Here is a 17318-nt window from a genome sequence, read left to right on the forward strand (position 1 = left end):
CTCATCCTTCGTAGGTGTCGGTGGTCGCCATCACGTAGTCATCGACCCCGACGTTTCCGCCGATCCATTCGACGGTGAGGGTACCGAAGACGGCGACCTGCTCGATCTCGACCAGTCCCTGCTTGAACAGCTCGAGCACCGCGAGGAAGTTCACCACGACCTCGACCCGATCGAGGCAGTGCCGGGTGATCTGGCGGAACGACATCACGCCCATGGAGGGGAGATCGGTGATGAGGCGCTCGATGGCGTCGGTGACACTCACCCGGATCTGGGTGACGTGATGGAGCGCGACGGTGGGCACCGGACGAGGCGATGCGACGCGAACGAAGGCGTCGTGGAGGTGCTGCGGGCTGACGCCGGCGAGCAGATCAGGAGCGAGGTCGAGGAAGCGATCATCGACACCGACACGGCGCGGGGCCACCAGCGACGCCAACTGGGCCAGCTGTTCGAGGACCTTGGCCGCGTCCTTGAAGGTCTTGCACTCGAGCAGCCGGCTGAGAAGGTAGTCGCGCTCCTCCCACAGGCCGAGCTCTTCGTCGAGATCGACGTCGGCGTCGACGGGCAGGAGACGGCGGCACTTGAGTTCGATGAGCGTGGCGGCGATCAGCAGGAACTCGGTGGCGACTTCGAGGTCGCAGCGATCCATCCGGTCGAGCTCGGCCAGGTAGGCGTCGACGATGCGCGACAGCGAGATGTCGTACAGGTCGACCTCGTCCTTCAGGATGAGGTGCAGCAAGAGGTCGAACGGTCCTTCGAACGCCTCGGTCTGCACTTGAAATGACATGGGTGTGATTGTACTCCCGGCCGCGGCGAGGAAACTCTCGCGCCGTCCTCGCCACCTCGCCCTACCCTACCGACCATGACTCGCCTGTTCAGTGGAATCCAGCCCTCCGGCGCCGTGCATCTCGGCAACTACCTCGGGGCGCTCCGCAACTGGGAAACCATGCAGCACGACGCCGATTCGGTCTACTGCATCGTCGATCTCCACGCCCTCACCCTGCCGAAAGAGCCGGGCGAGGTCCTCCAGGGCACCCTCGACATCGCCAAGATCCTCCTCGCCATCGGCATCGATCCCGAGGCCTCCACCCTGTTCGTGCAGTCGCAGGTTCCCGAGCACACCGAGCTGGCGTGGCTGATGCAGACCACCGTGTCCTACGGCGAGCTCAGCCGGATGACCCAGTTCAAGGACAAGTCCGAACGCTCCACCGGCTTCGTGTCGGCGGCGCTCTTCACCTACCCGGCCCTGCAGGCAGCCGACATCCTCCTCTACGACACCGATGTGGTGCCCGTGGGCGACGACCAGCGCCAGCACATCGAGCTCACCCGTGATGCGGCCATGCGATTCAATACCCGCTACGGCGACACGTTCGTGATCCCCGAGCACCGCATCCCGGCCGCCGGCGCCCGCGTGATGGATCTCCAACACCCCGAGAACAAGATGTCGAAGTCGGTCGACTCACCCCAGGGCACCGTCGGCATTCTCGACGACCCGAAGACCATCGAGAAGAAGTTCAAGCGGGCGGTCACCGACAACGATGCCGAGGTTCGCTATGACCCGACCACCAAACCCGGTGTGTCGAACCTGCTCGACATCCTGGCCGCCGTCACCGGCGGTGATCCCCATGCGCTGGCCGAGGGCTACACCCAGTACGGCCCCCTCAAGGCCGACACCGCCGCCGCGTTGATCGAGCTCCTCACGCCCATCCAACAGCGGATTGCCGAACTCGATGACGCCACGGTGCGCACGGCCCTCTCCAGGGGCGCAGAGAAGGCGCGTGACATCGCCGTTCCGGTGATGAGCCGGGCCAAGAAGGCTGCGGGGCTCCTCGTCAGCGAGTGATGATCGCCCACACCTCGTGAGCGAGGTGACTCAGCGTCGCAGGGCACCACCGAACGTAATCTCACGGTATGCGTTCATTTCGCCACCGTGTGATGTCATCCCTCGCTCTCGCCCTGGCGGCCGCCACTGCGGTCGTCGCCCCAGTCGGCGCCCAGGGCAACGACCTGGCCTCGACCTCGGATCCACTGCCGTGGGGCGTGGTCGATCGCCTCGATGTTGGCGTTGCCGATGACCAGGAACTGATCCGCGACATCGCGATCTCGGGCGACACCGTGTACGCCGTCGGCTTCTTCTTGAACGTGCAGCCCACGGACGGTGGCAGCAAGGTCGCCCAGTCCTTCGTCGCTGCCTTCGACCGAACGACCGGGGCGTGGAAGCCGGAGTTCCGACCGGTCGTCGACGGCCCCGTGCTCGAGGTCGAGGTCGACGCCCAGGGCCAGGTCTACATCGGTGGCGACTTCTCCTCGGTGAGCGGCGCTCCTCGACCGCCGGCATCGCCGTCCTCGACGCCGTCACGGGCGAACCGACCGACACCAAGATCAACGGCGAGTGGACCTACCCGCAGGGCATGCTGTCGATCGACGCACTCACCATCGAGGGCGACCTGCTCTACATCGGTGGCAACCTGACCCATCTGTTCACCAACGACTCGGGCCGAGTTCGGGTCAACCGCCTGGCCCGGGTGCAGCTGTCGACCGGTGCCATCGACCGCAACTGGAACCCAACGGTGTCGGGCGGACGGGTCTCGACGATCGCCGTCGACCCGAGCCGAAGCCGGGTCTATGTCGGCGGGCAGTTCACCGGGGTCAACGGAACCACCAACACCTACCGCTTCGTGGTCCTCGACCAGACCACCGGCGACTTCGCTCCCGGCGTACCCCAGGGGCTGCGGGTCTCGAACCAGCTCTACCCCGTCAGTTCCCGGGCCCAGACCAGCACCTATTACTACTACCGCTACTCCCGCCAGGATCACTTCCCCTACGACATCGAAGTCTTCCCCGGCTATGTGGCCTGGGGCGGCGACATGGCGATCGAGATCATGTCGGAGTCCAACCTGAACTCGGTCTACTCGTGGAACCGGCGCAGCACCCTGTCGAACAACTGCCCGCTCGACGGCGACGTACAGGCACTCGAATACACCGGCGGCTACCTCTACTGGGCCGGCCACTTCGAGCAGGAGGGCACCTACTACTCCACTCGTTGCGCCACGGGCAATCCCCGAGTCCTGGCCCGCTGGAGCCCGCAGGGTGGACGCGACACCAGCTTCACCACGCAGTGGAACCAGCCCTCGCCCACCGTCTGGGCCCTCACGGCCGATCCGGCGTCGGGGGCGCTGTGGGTCGGTGGCTACTTCAGCTCGACCGGCAATGTGCCTGTCCGCTCGCTCGCTCGCTTCACGCCCGGCGGACCGCCAGTCGCCGACACCGAACGGCCCTCGGTCCCGACCGGTCTGAGCGTGGTCGGCGCCACCGATTCCTCGATCGACCTGGGCTGGGATCCCGGCGTCGACAACGTCGGCGTCACCGGCTACTACGTGTACCGCTCGTCGACACCGAACCAGCTCGGACCGCTGGTCGGCACGTCGGCCACCACCAGCTTCGTCGACGACGACCCGGCGCTCGCAGCGTCGACGACCTACTACTACGCCCTCAAGGCGTTCGACGCCGCCGGCAACCTGTCGTATCGCACCGGCTTCCGGGCCGCCACGACCGCCGACCCCGGCGTGGTCATCGATACCGAGCGGCCAACGGTGCCGACCAACCTGGCCGTCGACGCCGTCACCGCCGACACGGTCACACTCAGCTGGACCGCAGCAACGGACAACATCGGCGTCACCGGCTACGAGATCTACCGATCCACCACCCCCGGCACCGTCGGACCACTCGTCGCCACCTCGGCAACCACCGGCTACACCGACACCGGCCTCACCACCGGCACCACCTACTACTACGCCCTCAAGGCCTACGACGCCGCCGGCAACACCAGCTGGCGCACCGGCCTCCGAGATGCGACCCCCGTCGGCGGTGCCGCAGCCGACACCGAGCGACCGACGGTGCCGACCAACCTGGCCGTCGACGCCGTCACCGCCGACACGGTCACACTCAGCTGGACCGCAGCAACGGACAACATCGGCGTCACCGGCTACGAGATCTACCGATCCACCACCCCCGGCACCGTCGGACCACTCGTCGCCACCTCGGCAACCACCGGCTACACCGACACCGGCCTCACCACCGGCACCACCTACTACTACGCCCTCAAGGCCTACGACGCCGCCGGCAACACCAGCTGGCGCACCGGCCTCCGAGCGGCCGCCACGAACTGATCCACAGGCGAATCGGGCCGGATTTCGCGCCGCCCGGGCGCGAAATCCAGTCCAGCCACTCACCTGTCTCCTGCCTGGTCAACGTGTTTCTGTGATGTGACGTTGTGGTAACGCGATGTCAAGTTGACGGCGTATGGCCAAATCTGGCACTACCGTGTTCCTCGGCCTGAATGGATGGCCATATCTCGTACTACCAAACGAGGAGAGGTATACGTATGACAAAGAAGAGCCTGACTCGGCTTCTGTCGTTGCTCGCAGCCCTGGCGATGGTCGCCAGCGCCTGCGGTGGCAGCGACTCGGCCGGCACGGACGCTGGTTCGGAGGGTGAGTCGACCGAGACCACCGCCGCCCCGGAAGAGGACTCGACCGAAACCACCGAAGAAGCCATGGACGATGCCACGGAGACCACCGAGGCAGCAGCCGAGGGCGCCAGCGCAAGCGCCGATGGTGTCCTCACCGTCGGCACGCTGATCCCGCTCACCGGCGACCTGGCCTTCCTGGCTCCGCCGGAGGTTGCCGGTTCCCGTCTGGCCGTTGAAGACATCAACGCCGCCGGTGGCGTGCTCGGTGCCGAGGTTGCCCTGGTCGAGGCCGATTCCGGCGACACCAACGTCGACATCGCCAACCCCAGCGTCGACACCCTCCTCGGGCAGAAGGCCGACGTGATCGTCGGTGCGGCCTCGTCGGCCGTGTCGAAGCTCGTCATCGACAAGATCACCTCCAACAACGTGATCCAGTTCTCGATGGCGAACACCTCGCCTGACTTCACCACCTACGACGACAACGGTCTGTACTTCCGTACCGCCCCGTCCGACCTGCTCCAGGGCAAGGTCCTCGCCAACCTCGTTGCCGAAGAGGGCAACGCCTCGGCGAGCGTCATCTACCGTCAGGAAAGCTACGGCGAAGGCCTCGCCAACTCCTTCAAGGAGAACTTCGAGGCACTCGGCGGCTCGATCGACGAGTTCCTCCCGTACGCAGTCGACACCGAGAACTTCGATCCCGAGATCGACAAGCTCGTGGCTGCTGACTCCGACGCCATCATCGTGATCTCGTTCGCCGAAGCCGGCAACATCCTGACCACGATGAACGAGCGGGGCATCGGCCCGACCGCCAAGGCGGTCTACGGCGTTGACGGCTTCATCGAGTCGGCCGACAACAACCTCAGCGATCCCTCGATCCTCGAAGGCCTCCGCGGCACCCTGCCGTCGGTCGACCTGGCGACGATCACCACGCTGACCGACCGTTTCGAGGGCGCCTACGGTGACACCGTCGACACCCTCGCCTACGGCGCCGAGACCTACGATGCCATCATCATCACGGCGCTCGCCGCCGAGGTGGCCGGTTCCGACGATCCTGTCCTCATTGCCGCCGAGATCAACGGCGTCACCAAGGACGGCGAGAAGTGCACCGAGTTCGCTGCCTGCAAGGAGCTCATCGCTGCCGGCACCGACATCGACTACGACGGCTACGGCGGCCCCTACGAGTTCGTCGACGCCGGCGAGCCCGCTGCTGCCAGCTTCCGCATCGTGACCTACGGAGCGGCCGGCCTGGACACCTCGCTCGACGAGTACGTCTTCGCCAGCTGATCCTTCCGGATCAACATCACAGTGGCCGGGCCTTCGGGCCCGGCCACTGGTCGTTTTGGACCGAGATGCGGAGACGGTATGCCTCTCGATGCACCAGCGGCGACGCAACGCGATGTGGCCCGGGCTCGTGCCCGGGCCACATCGCGAAGTATTGGGAGACGCCTTGGTCAGTGCGCCTTGGTCAGTGTGCCGAGGTAGAGCTCGATGACCTTGGGGTCCTCGAGCAGGTTGCGACCGGTGTCGGTGTACGCGTTGGTGCCCTGGTCGAGCACATAGCCACGATCGCAGATTTGTAGGCATCGGCTCGCGTTCTGCTCAACCATGATGATGGTGACGCCGGTGTCGTTGATCTGCTTGGTACGGATGAACACCTGATCCTGCAGGGCCGGGGAGAGTCCAGCCGACGGTTCGTCGAGCAGGAGCACCGACGGCTCCATCATGAGCGCTCGTCCCATGGCGAGCATCTGCCGTTCACCACCCGAGAGCGACCCGGCTCGCTGCCCGATCCGCTCCCCCAGGCGTGGGAACAGGGTCAGCACCCGATCGAGTCGTGGTCCGGTCGATTTCGGGGTGAGGAAGCAGCCCATCTCGAGGTTCTCACGGATGGTGAGGCTCGGGAACACGTTGTTGTTCTGCGGAACGTAGCCGATGCCTCGCTCCACGAGGGCATGAGCCTTGAGGTTGGTGATCTCGTCGCCATTCAGCGTCACCGTTCCCTCGTGGATCTTCACCAGGCCGAACATGGCCTTGATCATGGTGGACTTCCCGGCGCCGTTGGGGCCGATGATGCCGATCAGTTCACCCTGTGCGGCAACGAGGTTGACGCCATTGAGGATGTTGACACCCGGCACGTAGCCGGCGACGACGTCTCGGATCTCGACGACCGGGGTGTCGGTGGACGTGCTGGTGGTCATTGGGTCCCTCCCAGGAGATCTTCGGAGAAGTCGAGGGCGGCATCGTGATGGCTGCCGAGATAGGCATCGATCACTCGCTGGTTCGACCCGATCGAGCTGTGCGGGCCTTCGGCGATGACTTGTCCTTCGGCCATGACCACGACCCAGTCGGAGATGTCACGCACGACGTCCATGTCGTGCTCGACGAACACGACAGAGATGCCCTCATCGCGTAGCGACTTGACGTGCTCGAGCAACGACTGGGTGAGGGCCGGGTTCACCCCGGCCATTGGCTCGTCGAGCATGACGACGGCCGGGTTGGTCATCAGCGCCCGCGCCATCTCGAGGAGCTTGCGCTGGCCGCCCGACATGGTGCCCGCGAACTGGTCACGCATGTGAGACAACTTGAATCGCTCGAGCAGCTCGTCGGCCCGGGCCTCGATCTCTTGTTCCTGCCTCCGCCAGGTCCCTGGGATCAGGCCCCGCCACATCGTCTCACCCCGCTGATTGGTGGCACCCAGCTTCATGTTCTCGATGGTGGTCAGACGAGAAAGCGCCTTCGTGAGCTGGAAGGTGCGCACCATGCCCTGATTGGCGAGCTTGTGGGACGGCTGACCGGTGACGTCGGCGCCATTGAATTCGACGATCCCGGTATTCGGCGTGTCGAAGTTGGTGAGAAGGTTGAAGAAGGTGGTCTTGCCGGCGCCGTTCGGACCAATCAGTGCAGTGATGACGCCCCGCTGGATCTCCAGGTGATCCACGTCGACGGCCTTCAGTCCGCCGAACTGGCGAGTGAGATTGTGGACCTTGAGAATCGGGTCGGGCTTGGCCACGCCTGGCGTCTCGGCGACGCCTTCGAGGGCGGCGGCCGCCGCGGTCGCCGTAGTGGAAGGGGTCTCGTCAGCGGGCATCGAGTGCCATCTCCTCTTTGTCTCCGAAGATTCCCTGGGGTCGGAACGCCATCAACGCCATCAGCATCAGGCCAACGAGCAGGAATCGGATCAGTGAGACCTCGGTGCGGTCGATGACCTTGGCGACCGAGTCGTATTGGTCGACGAGCTGTCCGATGAACGACTCGAAGAACGTGATCAGGAACCAGAACAGGATTGCCCCGATCACCGGTGAGAACACCCGTGCGGCGCCGCCAAGGATGAGGGCCGCCCAGATGAAGAAGGTAATCGGCGGGACGTAGACATCGGGTTGCACGGTCGAGTTGGTGAACGCCCAGATGAAGCCGGCGAACCCGGCGATCACACCACCCAGGATCAGCGCCTGGAGCTTGAACCAATAAGCGTTCTTACCGAGCGCTCGCACGGCGTCTTCGTCCTCACGGATGGCCTTCAACACTCGGCCCCATGGGCTCTTCATCAACAGGTACACCCCGTAGGTGATGATGGCGACGGCGATCCAGCCGAACACGACGACAGCGACCTGGTTGCCGCGATAGGTGAATGGCCCGACGTCGACGGTCTTGCCGTTCCACGGGTTGATCTCCTGGAGCCCGCCGGCCCACTCGTTGAGGCCTTCGGCGCCTCGGGTCACCGACCGAAGCGCCGTGGAACGAGCCAGCAATCGAATGATCTCGGCCGCCGCAATCGTGACGATGGCGAGGTAGTCGGCTCGAAGCCGCAGCGTGGGGAGACCGAGCGCCAGGGCCAGGACGAGTGCGAACATCAGGCCCACGATGATGGCGAGACCGGAGACCAAACCCCACGAGGTGATGGCGATGGCGGTGCCGTAGGCGCCGACGGCCAGGAAGCCGATGTGGCCGAAGTTCAACAGGCCGGTGTAGCCGAAGTGGATGTTGAGCCCGATGGCCGCCATGGCGAACACGACCGCCTGGGGGCCGAACGCCTGCGTGAGGCTCTCGGACATGACCCGCCCGAAGTCGAAGGCGAGAAGTGGGGCAAAGGCTGCGAACAACATGTGTCAACCGATCCTTTCGGCGCGACCGAGGATGCCCTGGGGTCGCACCATCAACACGACGATCATGACGGCGAGCGCACCGGCGTTCTTGAGCTCGATGGGGATGAAGAGCGTCGACACCTGGATGCCGATGCCGATGAGCAAGCAACCGACGAAGGCGCCGTAGGCGGTGCCGAGCCCGCCGAGGGTGACACCGGCGAAGATGAGCAGCAGCATCCGGAAGCCGAGCAACCAGTTCAGCGTCTCGGAGAGGCCGAGGAACGTGCCGCCCAGGGCGGCCAACGCGCCACCGGCGATCCACACGAAGCGGATCACCCGCTGCACGTCGATGCCCGAACTCTCCGCCAGGTCGCGATTGTCGGCGACCGCCCGCATGGCCTTGCCGATTCGGGTGCGCTGCAGCAGCAGTCCGACGCTCACGAGCACCACGACCGTGATCACCATGGTGATCAGATCCTTGTCGGTGATGTCGATCAAACCGAAGTAGGTGCGGGCCTGTTGCGCGGTGTAGTCCTTGTAGAAGCGGGGATTGCCACCGAAGATGAAGAGGAAGAAGTACCGCAGGAAGATCGAGAGGCCGATCGTGATGACCAGCTGCGCGATCAACGACGTGCCACGCCGCCGCAGGGGGCTGAAGATCCAGGCATCGAGCAGGTAGCCGAACCCACCACCCAGCACCATCGAGATCAGGGTGGCGAAGATCAGGTTGACACCGCCACCGAACGGTGCCGGCCAGCCGGCCATGAAGCCGAACACGCCGGCGAGCCCGTAGTAGTTGAAGAAGTACGACGTGAGCATTCCGAAGACCATCATCTCGGAGTGCGCGAAGTTGGTGAGCCCGGTCGTGCCGAAGATGAGCGACAGCCCGATCGCCGCCATGCCCAGGAAGAGTCCGAGCTTGGCACCGTCAACGATGAGCTGCAGGACCCGTCGGACGCTGACGCCGCTCTCGGTCGTGGTCTGCACGGGCGCATCACCGCTCTCGAGCCCGAACAACGTGTTGCCCACGCCGCCGACGTCGACTCGGGCCTCGTTGGAGACCCGATCGGGATTGCTGAGCGTGATGCCCTCGGGGAGTGTCGTCGGGTCGATCGTGACGATGTAGGTTCCGGCCGAGGGCACGTCGAGCAGGAACACCCCGTCCTCGCCGGTCGCTCCCGAGCCGATCTCGTTGCCAGCTTCGTCGGCGACGGAGAAGACCACGCCGACGACCGGCTGGCGCTCTCCCTCGGCGTCGCGTGCCTGCAACCGCACCTGCACCTGTTCACCTTCGGCCGACGCCGGCGCCACCAGGCCGAACAGGACGGCGAGGAAGACGGCAATGAACATGAAACGTCGCTTGGGCACACGCACTCCCTGATCCCGCACCGGTCGGCGTGCGGGTCGTGGTCAGACTTTCTGCGTCACCAGGTTCGAGGGGAACCACCGAAGGTGACCGGGGAACCCTAGCAGTGTGATCGGTGCCTGTGCCGATGTCGCGCGATTGGACCGATCACTTCGATGAATGGATGGTTTCCCGAGTGTTTCGCGCTCAGTCGCCGTCGCAGTGTTTGAGCACCGAACCGATTCGTGGGTCGATCGTCCACCGGTCCTCGGGCCGATGATGCTCTCGGGCCCAGCGCACGACGAGGTCATCGGCATCGGCCGCAGCGAGCAGATCGGCGCCCAGCTCCGGGTGGAGGCGGTATTCCGCAAGGCGCCGGCGTGGCGGTCCGGCGTCGAGCCAGGCGTGGGCTCGTGCCGGGTCGACCAGGCTCCACACCAGCGTGGCGACGACCCTCATCGGGGTGCGGTAGTTGCTGACCACCTTGCCTGAGTCGTGCAACAGCGCCGCAGCGATCACGGCGTCGGTGGCCCCATCGCTGAGCGCCCCGACCACGTCGCGCGCCACTTGCACCGCATGGCGTCGGTCGGGATTGGACATTTGCTGCCAGAGCGCGAGTTCGCCGGGGCCGAGATGGCTGGCCGCCCACGCCTCGTCGTCGGCTGTGGGTGGCCCCGGACGGATCGATCCGAAGAAGCGACCCGCAAGATGGGCAACGCTTGCCGGGCCCCGCATCACTGGTCGTCGGCTCGGATCAGTGACCGAGCCGGCGGGCCGCGGCCAGCACGGCGGCAATGGACTTGCCGTCGGTGATCGTGCCGTCGAGCGCCATGTCGATGGCCTGGGCAAACGGCACCTTCTCGATGAGCATGTGCTGCTCTTCGAGACCATCGCCTTGCCGGGGCACTTCGGTCAGATCGGTGGCGAGGTAGATGTACTGCAGCTCGTCGCAGAAGCCCGGCGAGTGATGGAACCGCAGCAGCAGTTCGAGCGATCCGGGCGTGCGGCCGATCTCTTCGGCCAGTTCCCGCACGATGGCCGTCTCGGGCGGTTCGCCGTCGACGTCGAGTTTGCCTGCCGGCACCTCCCACAGATCACGGTCGATCGGTGCCCGGTATTGGCGAACGAGGAAGATCGAGTCGTCTTCGATCGCCACGGCCGACACGGCGCCGGGATGACGTACGACGTCGCGCCGTACCTGCTCACCGCCCGGCCCTTCGAACCATCCGTCGAAGAAGCCAACGACGGCGCCCTGGTGCACCAGGTCGTCGCGCACGTGACGGAAGCCTGACGGAGGCGCAGCGAAGGCGGGTGCCCGGCCGGATGTCGAATCGGTCATGCGTTGACGCTGCCGCCGGCGACGGCCTCGTCGTCGAGCGTGAGCACGCCCGCCTGGCCATTGGCCGACGCCCCGGGCCTGCGCCGCTCGGCGTCGACGAACCGTTGGGGGTCGTTGGTCTGCGCCCGCTCGAGAGCGGCGGCGACGAAGCCGTCGAACAGCGGAGCGGGGCGGTTCGGCCGGCTCTTCAGTTCGGGGTGGGCCTGGGTGCCGATCCAGAACGGGTGGTCGTCGAGCTCGATGAACTCGACGAGGCGCCCATCGGGCGACGTGCCCGAACAGCGGAAGCTGGTGCCGTCGGTGAATCGGGTGCGGAACTTCGGGTTGAACTCGTAGCGGTGACGGTGACGTTCCTTGATCACGCTCTCGCCGTAGATCTTCGCCACCTGCGAGCCTTCGTCGAGCACGGCGACGTAGGCCCCGAGGCGCATGGTGCCGCCCATGTCGGTGATGTTGCGCTGGGAGTCCATCAGGTCGATCACGGGATAGGGCGTGGTGACGTCTTGGGTGTCGAACTCCGACGAGTTCGCACCGTTGAGTCCGAGCACATCACGGGCGTACTCGATGGTCATGACCTGCATGCCGAGGCACAGACCCAGGCATGGCTGGAGGTGCTCACGGGCATAGCGGGCCGCTTCGATCTTGCCCTCGACGCCACGCTCGCCGAAGCCACCGGGCAGCACGATGCCGTCGAGATGGCCGAGCTTCTCCTCGACCAGCATCCCCTCGACGTGGTCGGACATGATCCACTCGATCTCGATGTCGACCTGGTGGTGCAGCGCCGCGTGACGCAACGCTTCGGCCACCGAGAGGTAGGCGTCGGGCAGGGTGATGTACTTGCCGACGATGCCGATCTTGAGCGGCTTCCACGCCGAGTCGACCAGGTCGACCAGACGGGTCCATTCGGCGAGATCGGGTTCATTGTCGGGCAGCTGCAACAGCTTGCAGACGTAGGTGTCGAGGCCCTCGTCGTGCATGTTCAGCGGGATCTGGTAGAGCGACGACGCGTCGGCGGCGTTGACCACCCCGTCGAGGGGCACGTCACACATGTTCGAGATCTTCGATCGGAGCCCATCGGAGATCCGCTCGTTGGAGCGGCACACGATGACATCGGGCTGGATGCCGCGCGAACGAATCTCGGTGACCGAGTGCTGGGTGGGCTTGGTCTTGTGTTCGCCGGCAGGGCCGATGAACGGCACCAGCGTGACGTGGACGTAGCACACGTTGTCGCGGCCGACATCGAGCCGGAACTGACGGATGGCCTCGAGGAACGGCAGGATCTCGATGTCGCCAACCGTGCCGCCCACCTCGGTGATGACCACGTCGACGTCTTCGGCCGCCAAGATGTTGATGCGCCGCTTGATCTCATCGGTGATGTGCGGGATGACCTGCACGGTCTTGCCGAGGTAGTCACCACGCCGCTCGGCAGCGATGACCGAGGAGTAGATCGAGCCGGTGGTGGCGTTCGATGCCTGGGTGAGCGGCTCGTCGATGAAACGCTCGTAGTGCCCGAGGTCGAGGTCGGTCTCGCCTCCGTCGTCGGTGACGTAGACCTCGCCGTGCTCGAACGGGTTCATCGTGCCCGGATCGACGTTGAGGTAGGGGTCGAGCTTCTGCATCGTGACCCGCAGCCCCCGTGCCTTCAGCAGCCGGCCGAGCGACGAAGCCGTGAGCCCCTTGCCGAGCGAGCTGACGACGCCGCCGGTGACGAAGATGTGCTTGGTCAATGCGCGCTCCAGTTCCTGATCCGCTCGCACCAACCTAGCGCCGTCAATTCAAGATGGGCAGGACTGGATCGGGAAGCGCCGCCCGTAGTGCCTCGGCGAACTCGCGGTCGGGTGATGTCGTTCCGGCCCCGCAGCTCAGCGACAACATGAAGGCGAAACAGACGTGGTGGGCGAGGTGGTCGGCCGAGCCCCGGTAGCTGATCAAACCGTCGAGCAGCGCGGGCGTCGTTCGGGCATACATGACGGTGGTGGCGTCGCTGTTCGCCATCGCACCGAGCTCGCGAACACCGGCCACCAGCGCCTGCGCGGTCTCGGTGTCGATCGCCTCCAACGGCTGATAGCCGAGGGTGTCGAAGGCGTCGGTGTCGTACACGCTGAACGCCATGGCCTGCTGGCACACGCCGGTGACCGCCGCCAGACGCAGGTTGTCCGAGCCGACGTCGAGGCCACCCTGGCGGATGAGGAGGTGCAGGTGTTCTCGCAGCGTCGTCGGGAGCCGGCGCGCTGCCTCCTCGTCGAAGTCGACCATCGCCGCAACGAAGCGTTCCTCGAGCCGGCGGGTGAAGTCCTCACCGGTGGCGCGGCGGTGTCGGGATGCCGACTCGGGCTCGTTGTCGTCGGGACGCGGTGCGTCGTGGTCTGCCACGGCACTTCCTCTGCGCTCGGGACCTTCGGTGGGTTGACCATCGGTCGATCGGTACTGCGTCCTTGAGCCGACAGTGTGGCACACCGCCGTCGGTGCTGACGTGGGCAGAACCGCCTCATTGGCAGTTCGACCCATCAGCGAGGCAGGATGAGCGCCATGAGCCAACTCACCGCCGTCGCCGATCCGTCCGAACTGGGACTCGATCCCGCTCGTCTTGCTGCCATCGACGCCTTCGTCGCCGAGCACTACCTCGACACCGGCCGGTATCCGGGTATGAGCCTGGTCATCGCCCGCGGCGGCAAGGTGGCGCACGTCTCGCACCAGGGCTACGCCGACGACGCCATCTTCCGCATCTACTCGATGTCGAAGCCGATCACCTCGGTCGCCCTCATGCAGCTCTATGAACAGGGCCGGGTCAAGCTGAGCGACTCGGTGTCGGACTACCTGCCGTCGTGGGCCGACCTGCGGGTTTGGAAGGACGGCTCACCGGCGAACTACACCACCGACTTCCCCGAGCGAGAGATGATCGTGAGAGACCTCCTCACGCACACGTCGGGTCTCACCTACGGCTGGATGGGCCGCCATCCCGTCGACGCCCTCTACCGCAAGTCCAACATCGGCGGCGTGGTGCGCGGCGGAACGCTCGCCGGCATGTGCGATGCGCTGGCCGAGGTGCCGCTGCTGTTCTCGCCCGGCACCCAGTGGAGCTACAGCGTCGCCACCGACGTCTGTGGCCACCTCGTCGAACTCGTCAGCGGGCAACCGCTCGACGAGTACTTCAGCGAGCACATCTTCGAGCCGCTCGGCATGGTCGACACCGGCTTCTTCGTCGACGATGCTCGCGCCGATCGCCTCGTACCGAACTACGCCCACCCCGAGCTCTCGCCCTTCGGCGTGCCACCTGGCGCCACCGGCCAGATGGCCCTGATCGACGACGGTGGCAACGACAGCCCCAACCGCTCCAAGCCCACCTTCTTCTCCGGCGGCGGCGGCCTCACCTCCACACTCGCCGACTACCACCGCTTCACCCAGATGCTCCTCAACGGTGGCGCACTCGACGGCCAGCGGGTGATCGGACGCAAGACCCTCGAATACGCCACGTCCAACCACCTCCCGAACGGTGCCGACCTCGCCCAGATGGGCCAGGCCGTCTTCAGCGAGACCACCTACGAGGGCGTCGGCTTCGGCCTCGGCTTCTCGGTCGCGCTGCGCCCGACCGACACCCAGACCATCACCTCGGTCGGCGAGTTCGCATGGGGCGGCGCGGCGTCCACGATGTTCTGGGTCGACCCGGCCGAAGAGCTCACCGTCGTCGGGATGACCCAGCTCATGCCGTCATCGGCCTACCCGATCCGCCAGGAGATGAAGGCGCTGGTCTACGGCGCCCTCACCTGATCGGCATCGGTGAACTTCGGCGCCCACATCGTCGTCGCCCGACACCTCGGCGATGACCCCCGATTCTGGCTGGGCGCTGCGTTGCCGGACCTCGCCGCCATGGGCGGGTTCCGTCTCCTTGGTGACACCACAGACGACCAGATCACCGCCGGCATCGGGATACACCACCGCACCGATGAGGCCTTCCACCGTCACCCGTGGTTCACCGACCTCCAGCGGACACTGCAGTCCGTGCTCCTCGACGACGGACTGAGCCGCGGTGCCGCCCGAGCCGTCGCCCACGTGGGTCCGGAGCTGCTCCTCGACGCCTCACTGCTCGCAGCGTCGGGGCCAGGGTCAGGCCCAGGCCACGGCGACACGATCGGGGCGGCCCTGGCCGAACTGCCGACGCTCGGCGACGACCTCGCTCCCCTCGTTCGACCTGCACACCGCGACGACTGGGCCCATCACCTCGATCGTGTGGCGAGTTGGCACCCGGCCAACGACGACCACGACGTCGACGCCATCGCCCGGCGTCTCCACCGCATCCTGTCCCGCCGACCTCGGCTGACGTTCGGGTCCGAGCAGATCGGCGTCGTCGCTACCCACCTCCGCTCGATCAATGACCACGTCGAGCGAACGGCGACCGTGATCGTTGGCGAACTCGTGGGCGAGCTCCGGTCGAGATGATCAGCGCTTGGCCCGCTTCGGCTTCTTCGCCGCTGCCGCCGTGGGGGGCCGCTTCTGGGCCTGGGCCTCGTCGAGCAGTTCGGATCCGTGCTGGCGAGCCGTCGAGGAGTCGGGCTGGCCCGACAACATGCGGGCCAATTCGGTCCGCCGCTGATCGTCGTCGAGGAGGTGGACCTCGGACACGGTGTCGTCGTCGCCCTGCAGCTTCTGCACGGCGAGATGGGCATCGGCGAAGGCGGCGACCTGCGGAAGGTGGGTGACCACCAGCACCTGATGGCGGTCGCCGAGCGCTGCCAGCGCCCGACCGACGGCGAAGCCGGCCTGCCCGCCGATGCCGGCATCGACCTCGTCGAACACGAGGATCGGTGGGGCCTCGGACAACACACTGCGCAGGGCCAGCATGGCCCGGGCGAGCTCACCGCCCGAGGCGACCTTGGCCAGCGATTGCAGCGGTGAACCCGGGTTGGCCGACAGTTGGAACACCACCTGACTACCGTCGTCACCGTCGATGGAGATGCCGACCTTCGCCTTCGGCATGGCCAGCTCGGGCAGGTAGGCCTCGATCGCCTTCGCCAGCTGGGGCGCGGCCGCTTCGCGGGCTGCTCGCACCTTGGCCGCCGCTTTGGCCACCGCCGCCAGTGCCGCCTGGTGCTCGGCGTCGAGGTGCTCGGCCCGACGATCGGCTTGCTCGAGGGTGTCGAGCTGTTCGGCGAGTGAACGGTGCTCCGCCATGACCGCTTCGAGCGTGTCGCCGTACTTGCGGCACAGCTGCTGGAGCTGGTGACGACGGGCCTGCACGGCCGACAGCGCCTCGGGATCCTGCTCGATCGTGTCGGCCACGGTGCGGATCCCGTCGGCCAGATCGTCGAGGTCGGCCAGGATGTTGCGGATCCTTTCGGCCTCGTCGCTGAACGGGGCGCGTCCGTCGAGCCGGGGCAGGGCGGCACTGAGCTGGTCGCGGATGCCGTCGTCGTCGGCGAGCATCGCCAGCACGGCGGCTGCGGCCTCTTGATGGTCGACGGCGTTGGCCAGGATCTCCTCGGTGGCAGCCAGCCGGGTGTCCTCATCGGCGTCTTCCACCCCGGCGGCGTCGAGCTCGTCGACCTGGTAGCGCAGCAGGTCGATCTCGCGATGGCGAGACCTCGGATCGCCACCCAGCGATGCCAGTGCATCCTCGACCTCGTGCAGGGCACGGCGGGCGGCGTCGAGCTCGGAACGGTCGATCTTGGCGAAACTGTCGAGCGCACCCCGCTGGGCCTCGACCCCGAGGAGGGACTGGTGGGAGTGCTGACCGTGCAAGTCGACGAGCCGCTTGCCCACCTCGGCCAGCGACGACACGGTGACCGGGCGCCCGTTGATGTAGGCCCGAGACCGGCCCTCGGCCGGCACAGCTCGGGTGATCACGATCTCGCCGTCTTCGGCTCCTTCGCCGTCGAACGAGAACCGACCGTCGACCAACGCCTCGTCAGCGCCAGGGCGCACGAGTCCGGGATCGGCGCGCCCGCCCATCAGCAGCGAGATGGCGTCGACCAGGAGCGTCTTGCCGGCGCCGGTCTCGCCAGTCAGCGCAATCAACCCCGCGGGCAGCCGGAGGGAAAGCTTGTCGATCACTCCGAGGTCGGAGACGGTCAGTTCGAGCAGCATGGG

At 66.3% G+C, this 17318-nt stretch carries 16 protein-coding genes; 6 read left to right on the plus strand and 10 right to left on the minus strand.

All coding sequences use genetic code 11. The features are described from left to right. Position 1: 1 nt before the first annotated feature. Positions 2-784, minus strand: a complete 783-nt coding sequence (locus R2733_24685; protein ID MEZ5379716.1) for a segregation/condensation protein A — start codon at positions 782-784, stop codon at positions 2-4. Between the two features lie 75 nt (positions 785-859). On the opposite strand from R2733_24685, the gene trpS reads away from it, so the two are divergent. The 4 genes from trpS to R2733_24705 all read left to right on the plus strand — a co-directional run bounded on the left by trpS (position 860) and on the right by R2733_24705 (position 5752). Next, complete coding sequence (gene trpS, locus R2733_24690) at positions 860-1840, plus strand: tryptophan--tRNA ligase (GenBank protein ID MEZ5379717.1); 981 nt, start codon at positions 860-862, stop codon at positions 1838-1840. Positions 1841-1908: 68 nt separating this feature from the next. Further along, positions 1909-2469, plus strand: coding sequence for a hypothetical protein (locus R2733_24695; protein MEZ5379718.1), 561 nt, complete (start codon positions 1909-1911; stop codon positions 2467-2469). Next, entirely contained in the window at positions 2409-4166 is a 1758-nt protein-coding gene (locus R2733_24700; GenBank protein ID MEZ5379719.1) for a fibronectin type III domain-containing protein, read from the plus strand. The genes R2733_24695 and R2733_24700 overlap by 61 nt, the downstream gene beginning before the upstream one ends. Before the next feature lie 215 nt (positions 4167-4381). After that, a complete protein-coding gene (locus R2733_24705; protein ID MEZ5379720.1) occupies positions 4382-5752 on the plus strand; it encodes an ABC transporter substrate-binding protein in 1371 nt (456 codons plus the stop codon). Between the two features lie 167 nt (positions 5753-5919). Here the strand turns inward: R2733_24705 and R2733_24710 are convergent, their stop codons facing one another. The 8 genes from R2733_24710 to R2733_24745 all read right to left on the minus strand — a co-directional run bounded on the left by R2733_24710 (position 5920) and on the right by R2733_24745 (position 13607). Continuing rightward, positions 5920-6666, minus strand: a complete 747-nt coding sequence (locus R2733_24710; protein ID MEZ5379721.1) for an ABC transporter ATP-binding protein — start codon at positions 6664-6666, stop codon at positions 5920-5922. Beyond that, positions 6663-7556, minus strand: a complete 894-nt coding sequence (locus tag R2733_24715) for an ABC transporter ATP-binding protein (GenBank protein MEZ5379722.1) — start codon at positions 7554-7556, stop codon at positions 6663-6665. Before R2733_24715 ends, R2733_24710 begins: the two co-directional genes overlap by 4 nt. Continuing rightward, positions 7546-8571, minus strand: coding sequence for a branched-chain amino acid ABC transporter permease (locus tag R2733_24720; protein MEZ5379723.1), 1026 nt, complete (start codon positions 8569-8571; stop codon positions 7546-7548). The genes R2733_24715 and R2733_24720 overlap by 11 nt, the downstream gene beginning before the upstream one ends. 3 nt (positions 8572-8574) lie before the next feature. Continuing rightward, complete coding sequence (locus tag R2733_24725) at positions 8575-9918, minus strand: hypothetical protein (GenBank protein MEZ5379724.1); 1344 nt, start codon at positions 9916-9918, stop codon at positions 8575-8577. A gap of 184 nt (positions 9919-10102) precedes the next feature. Continuing rightward, positions 10103-10630, minus strand: a complete 528-nt coding sequence (locus tag R2733_24730; protein MEZ5379725.1) for an HD domain-containing protein — start codon at positions 10628-10630, stop codon at positions 10103-10105. A 19-nt stretch (positions 10631-10649) separates the two neighbouring features. Then, positions 10650-11234 carry an NUDIX hydrolase gene (locus R2733_24735; GenBank protein MEZ5379726.1) on the minus strand — a complete coding sequence of 195 codons (585 nt, stop codon included), beginning with the start codon at positions 11232-11234 and terminating at the stop codon, positions 10650-10652. Further along, positions 11231-12961 carry a CTP synthase gene (locus tag R2733_24740; GenBank protein MEZ5379727.1) on the minus strand — a complete coding sequence of 577 codons (1731 nt, stop codon included), beginning with the start codon at positions 12959-12961 and terminating at the stop codon, positions 11231-11233. Before R2733_24740 ends, R2733_24735 begins: the two co-directional genes overlap by 4 nt. A 43-nt stretch (positions 12962-13004) precedes the next feature. Continuing rightward, the gene (locus tag R2733_24745) at positions 13005-13607 is read right to left on the minus strand and encodes a hypothetical protein (GenBank protein MEZ5379728.1); all 603 of its coding nucleotides are present in this window, start codon (positions 13605-13607) and stop codon (positions 13005-13007) included. A gap of 156 nt (positions 13608-13763) precedes the next feature. Here R2733_24745 and R2733_24750 point away from each other — a divergent pair, with 156 nt between their 5' ends. Both R2733_24750 and R2733_24755 read left to right on the plus strand, forming a co-directional pair. After that, on the plus strand, positions 13764-15002 hold the full coding sequence (locus tag R2733_24750) for a serine hydrolase domain-containing protein (protein MEZ5379729.1): 1239 nt from the start codon (positions 13764-13766) through the stop codon (positions 15000-15002). A gap of 9 nt (positions 15003-15011) precedes the next feature. Beyond that, positions 15012-15671, plus strand: coding sequence for a hypothetical protein (locus tag R2733_24755; GenBank protein ID MEZ5379730.1), 660 nt, complete (start codon positions 15012-15014; stop codon positions 15669-15671). Here R2733_24755 and recN read toward each other — a convergent pair whose 3' ends face one another. Then, positions 15672-17315, minus strand: coding sequence for a DNA repair protein RecN (recN, locus tag R2733_24760; GenBank protein ID MEZ5379731.1), 1644 nt, complete (start codon positions 17313-17315; stop codon positions 15672-15674). Positions 17316-17318 lie beyond the last annotated feature (3 nt).

Source organism: Acidimicrobiales bacterium (genome assembly GCA_041394265.1).
Lineage (GTDB): Bacteria > Actinomycetota > Acidimicrobiia > Acidimicrobiales > SZUA-35 > JBBQUN01.

What these genes read in the sequence shown, in the direction of transcription:
- R2733_24705 (MEZ5379720.1), top strand. Translation starts at nt 4,382, where the DNA reads ATGACAAAGAAGAGCCTGACTCGGCTTCTGTCGTTGCTCGCAGCCCTG.
- R2733_24720 (MEZ5379723.1), bottom strand. Translation starts at nt 8,571, where the DNA reads ATGTTGTTCGCAGCCTTTGCCCCACTTCTCGCCTTCGACTTCGGGCGG.
- R2733_24685 (MEZ5379716.1), bottom strand. Translation starts at nt 784, where the DNA reads ATGTCATTTCAAGTGCAGACCGAGGCGTTCGAAGGACCGTTCGACCTC.
- R2733_24735 (MEZ5379726.1), bottom strand. Translation starts at nt 11,234, where the DNA reads ATGACCGATTCGACATCCGGCCGGGCACCCGCCTTCGCTGCGCCTCCG.
- recN (MEZ5379731.1), bottom strand. Translation starts at nt 17,315, where the DNA reads ATGCTGCTCGAACTGACCGTCTCCGACCTCGGAGTGATCGACAAGCTT.
- R2733_24750 (MEZ5379729.1), top strand. Translation starts at nt 13,764, where the DNA reads ATGAGCCAACTCACCGCCGTCGCCGATCCGTCCGAACTGGGACTCGAT.
- R2733_24710 (MEZ5379721.1), bottom strand. Translation starts at nt 6,666, where the DNA reads ATGACCACCAGCACGTCCACCGACACCCCGGTCGTCGAGATCCGAGAC.
- R2733_24700 (MEZ5379719.1), top strand. Translation starts at nt 2,409, where the DNA reads ATGCTGTCGATCGACGCACTCACCATCGAGGGCGACCTGCTCTACATC.
- trpS (MEZ5379717.1), top strand. Translation starts at nt 860, where the DNA reads ATGACTCGCCTGTTCAGTGGAATCCAGCCCTCCGGCGCCGTGCATCTC.
- R2733_24695 (MEZ5379718.1), top strand. Translation starts at nt 1,909, where the DNA reads ATGCGTTCATTTCGCCACCGTGTGATGTCATCCCTCGCTCTCGCCCTG.
- R2733_24730 (MEZ5379725.1), bottom strand. Translation starts at nt 10,630, where the DNA reads ATGCGGGGCCCGGCAAGCGTTGCCCATCTTGCGGGTCGCTTCTTCGGA.
- R2733_24715 (MEZ5379722.1), bottom strand. Translation starts at nt 7,556, where the DNA reads ATGCCCGCTGACGAGACCCCTTCCACTACGGCGACCGCGGCGGCCGCC.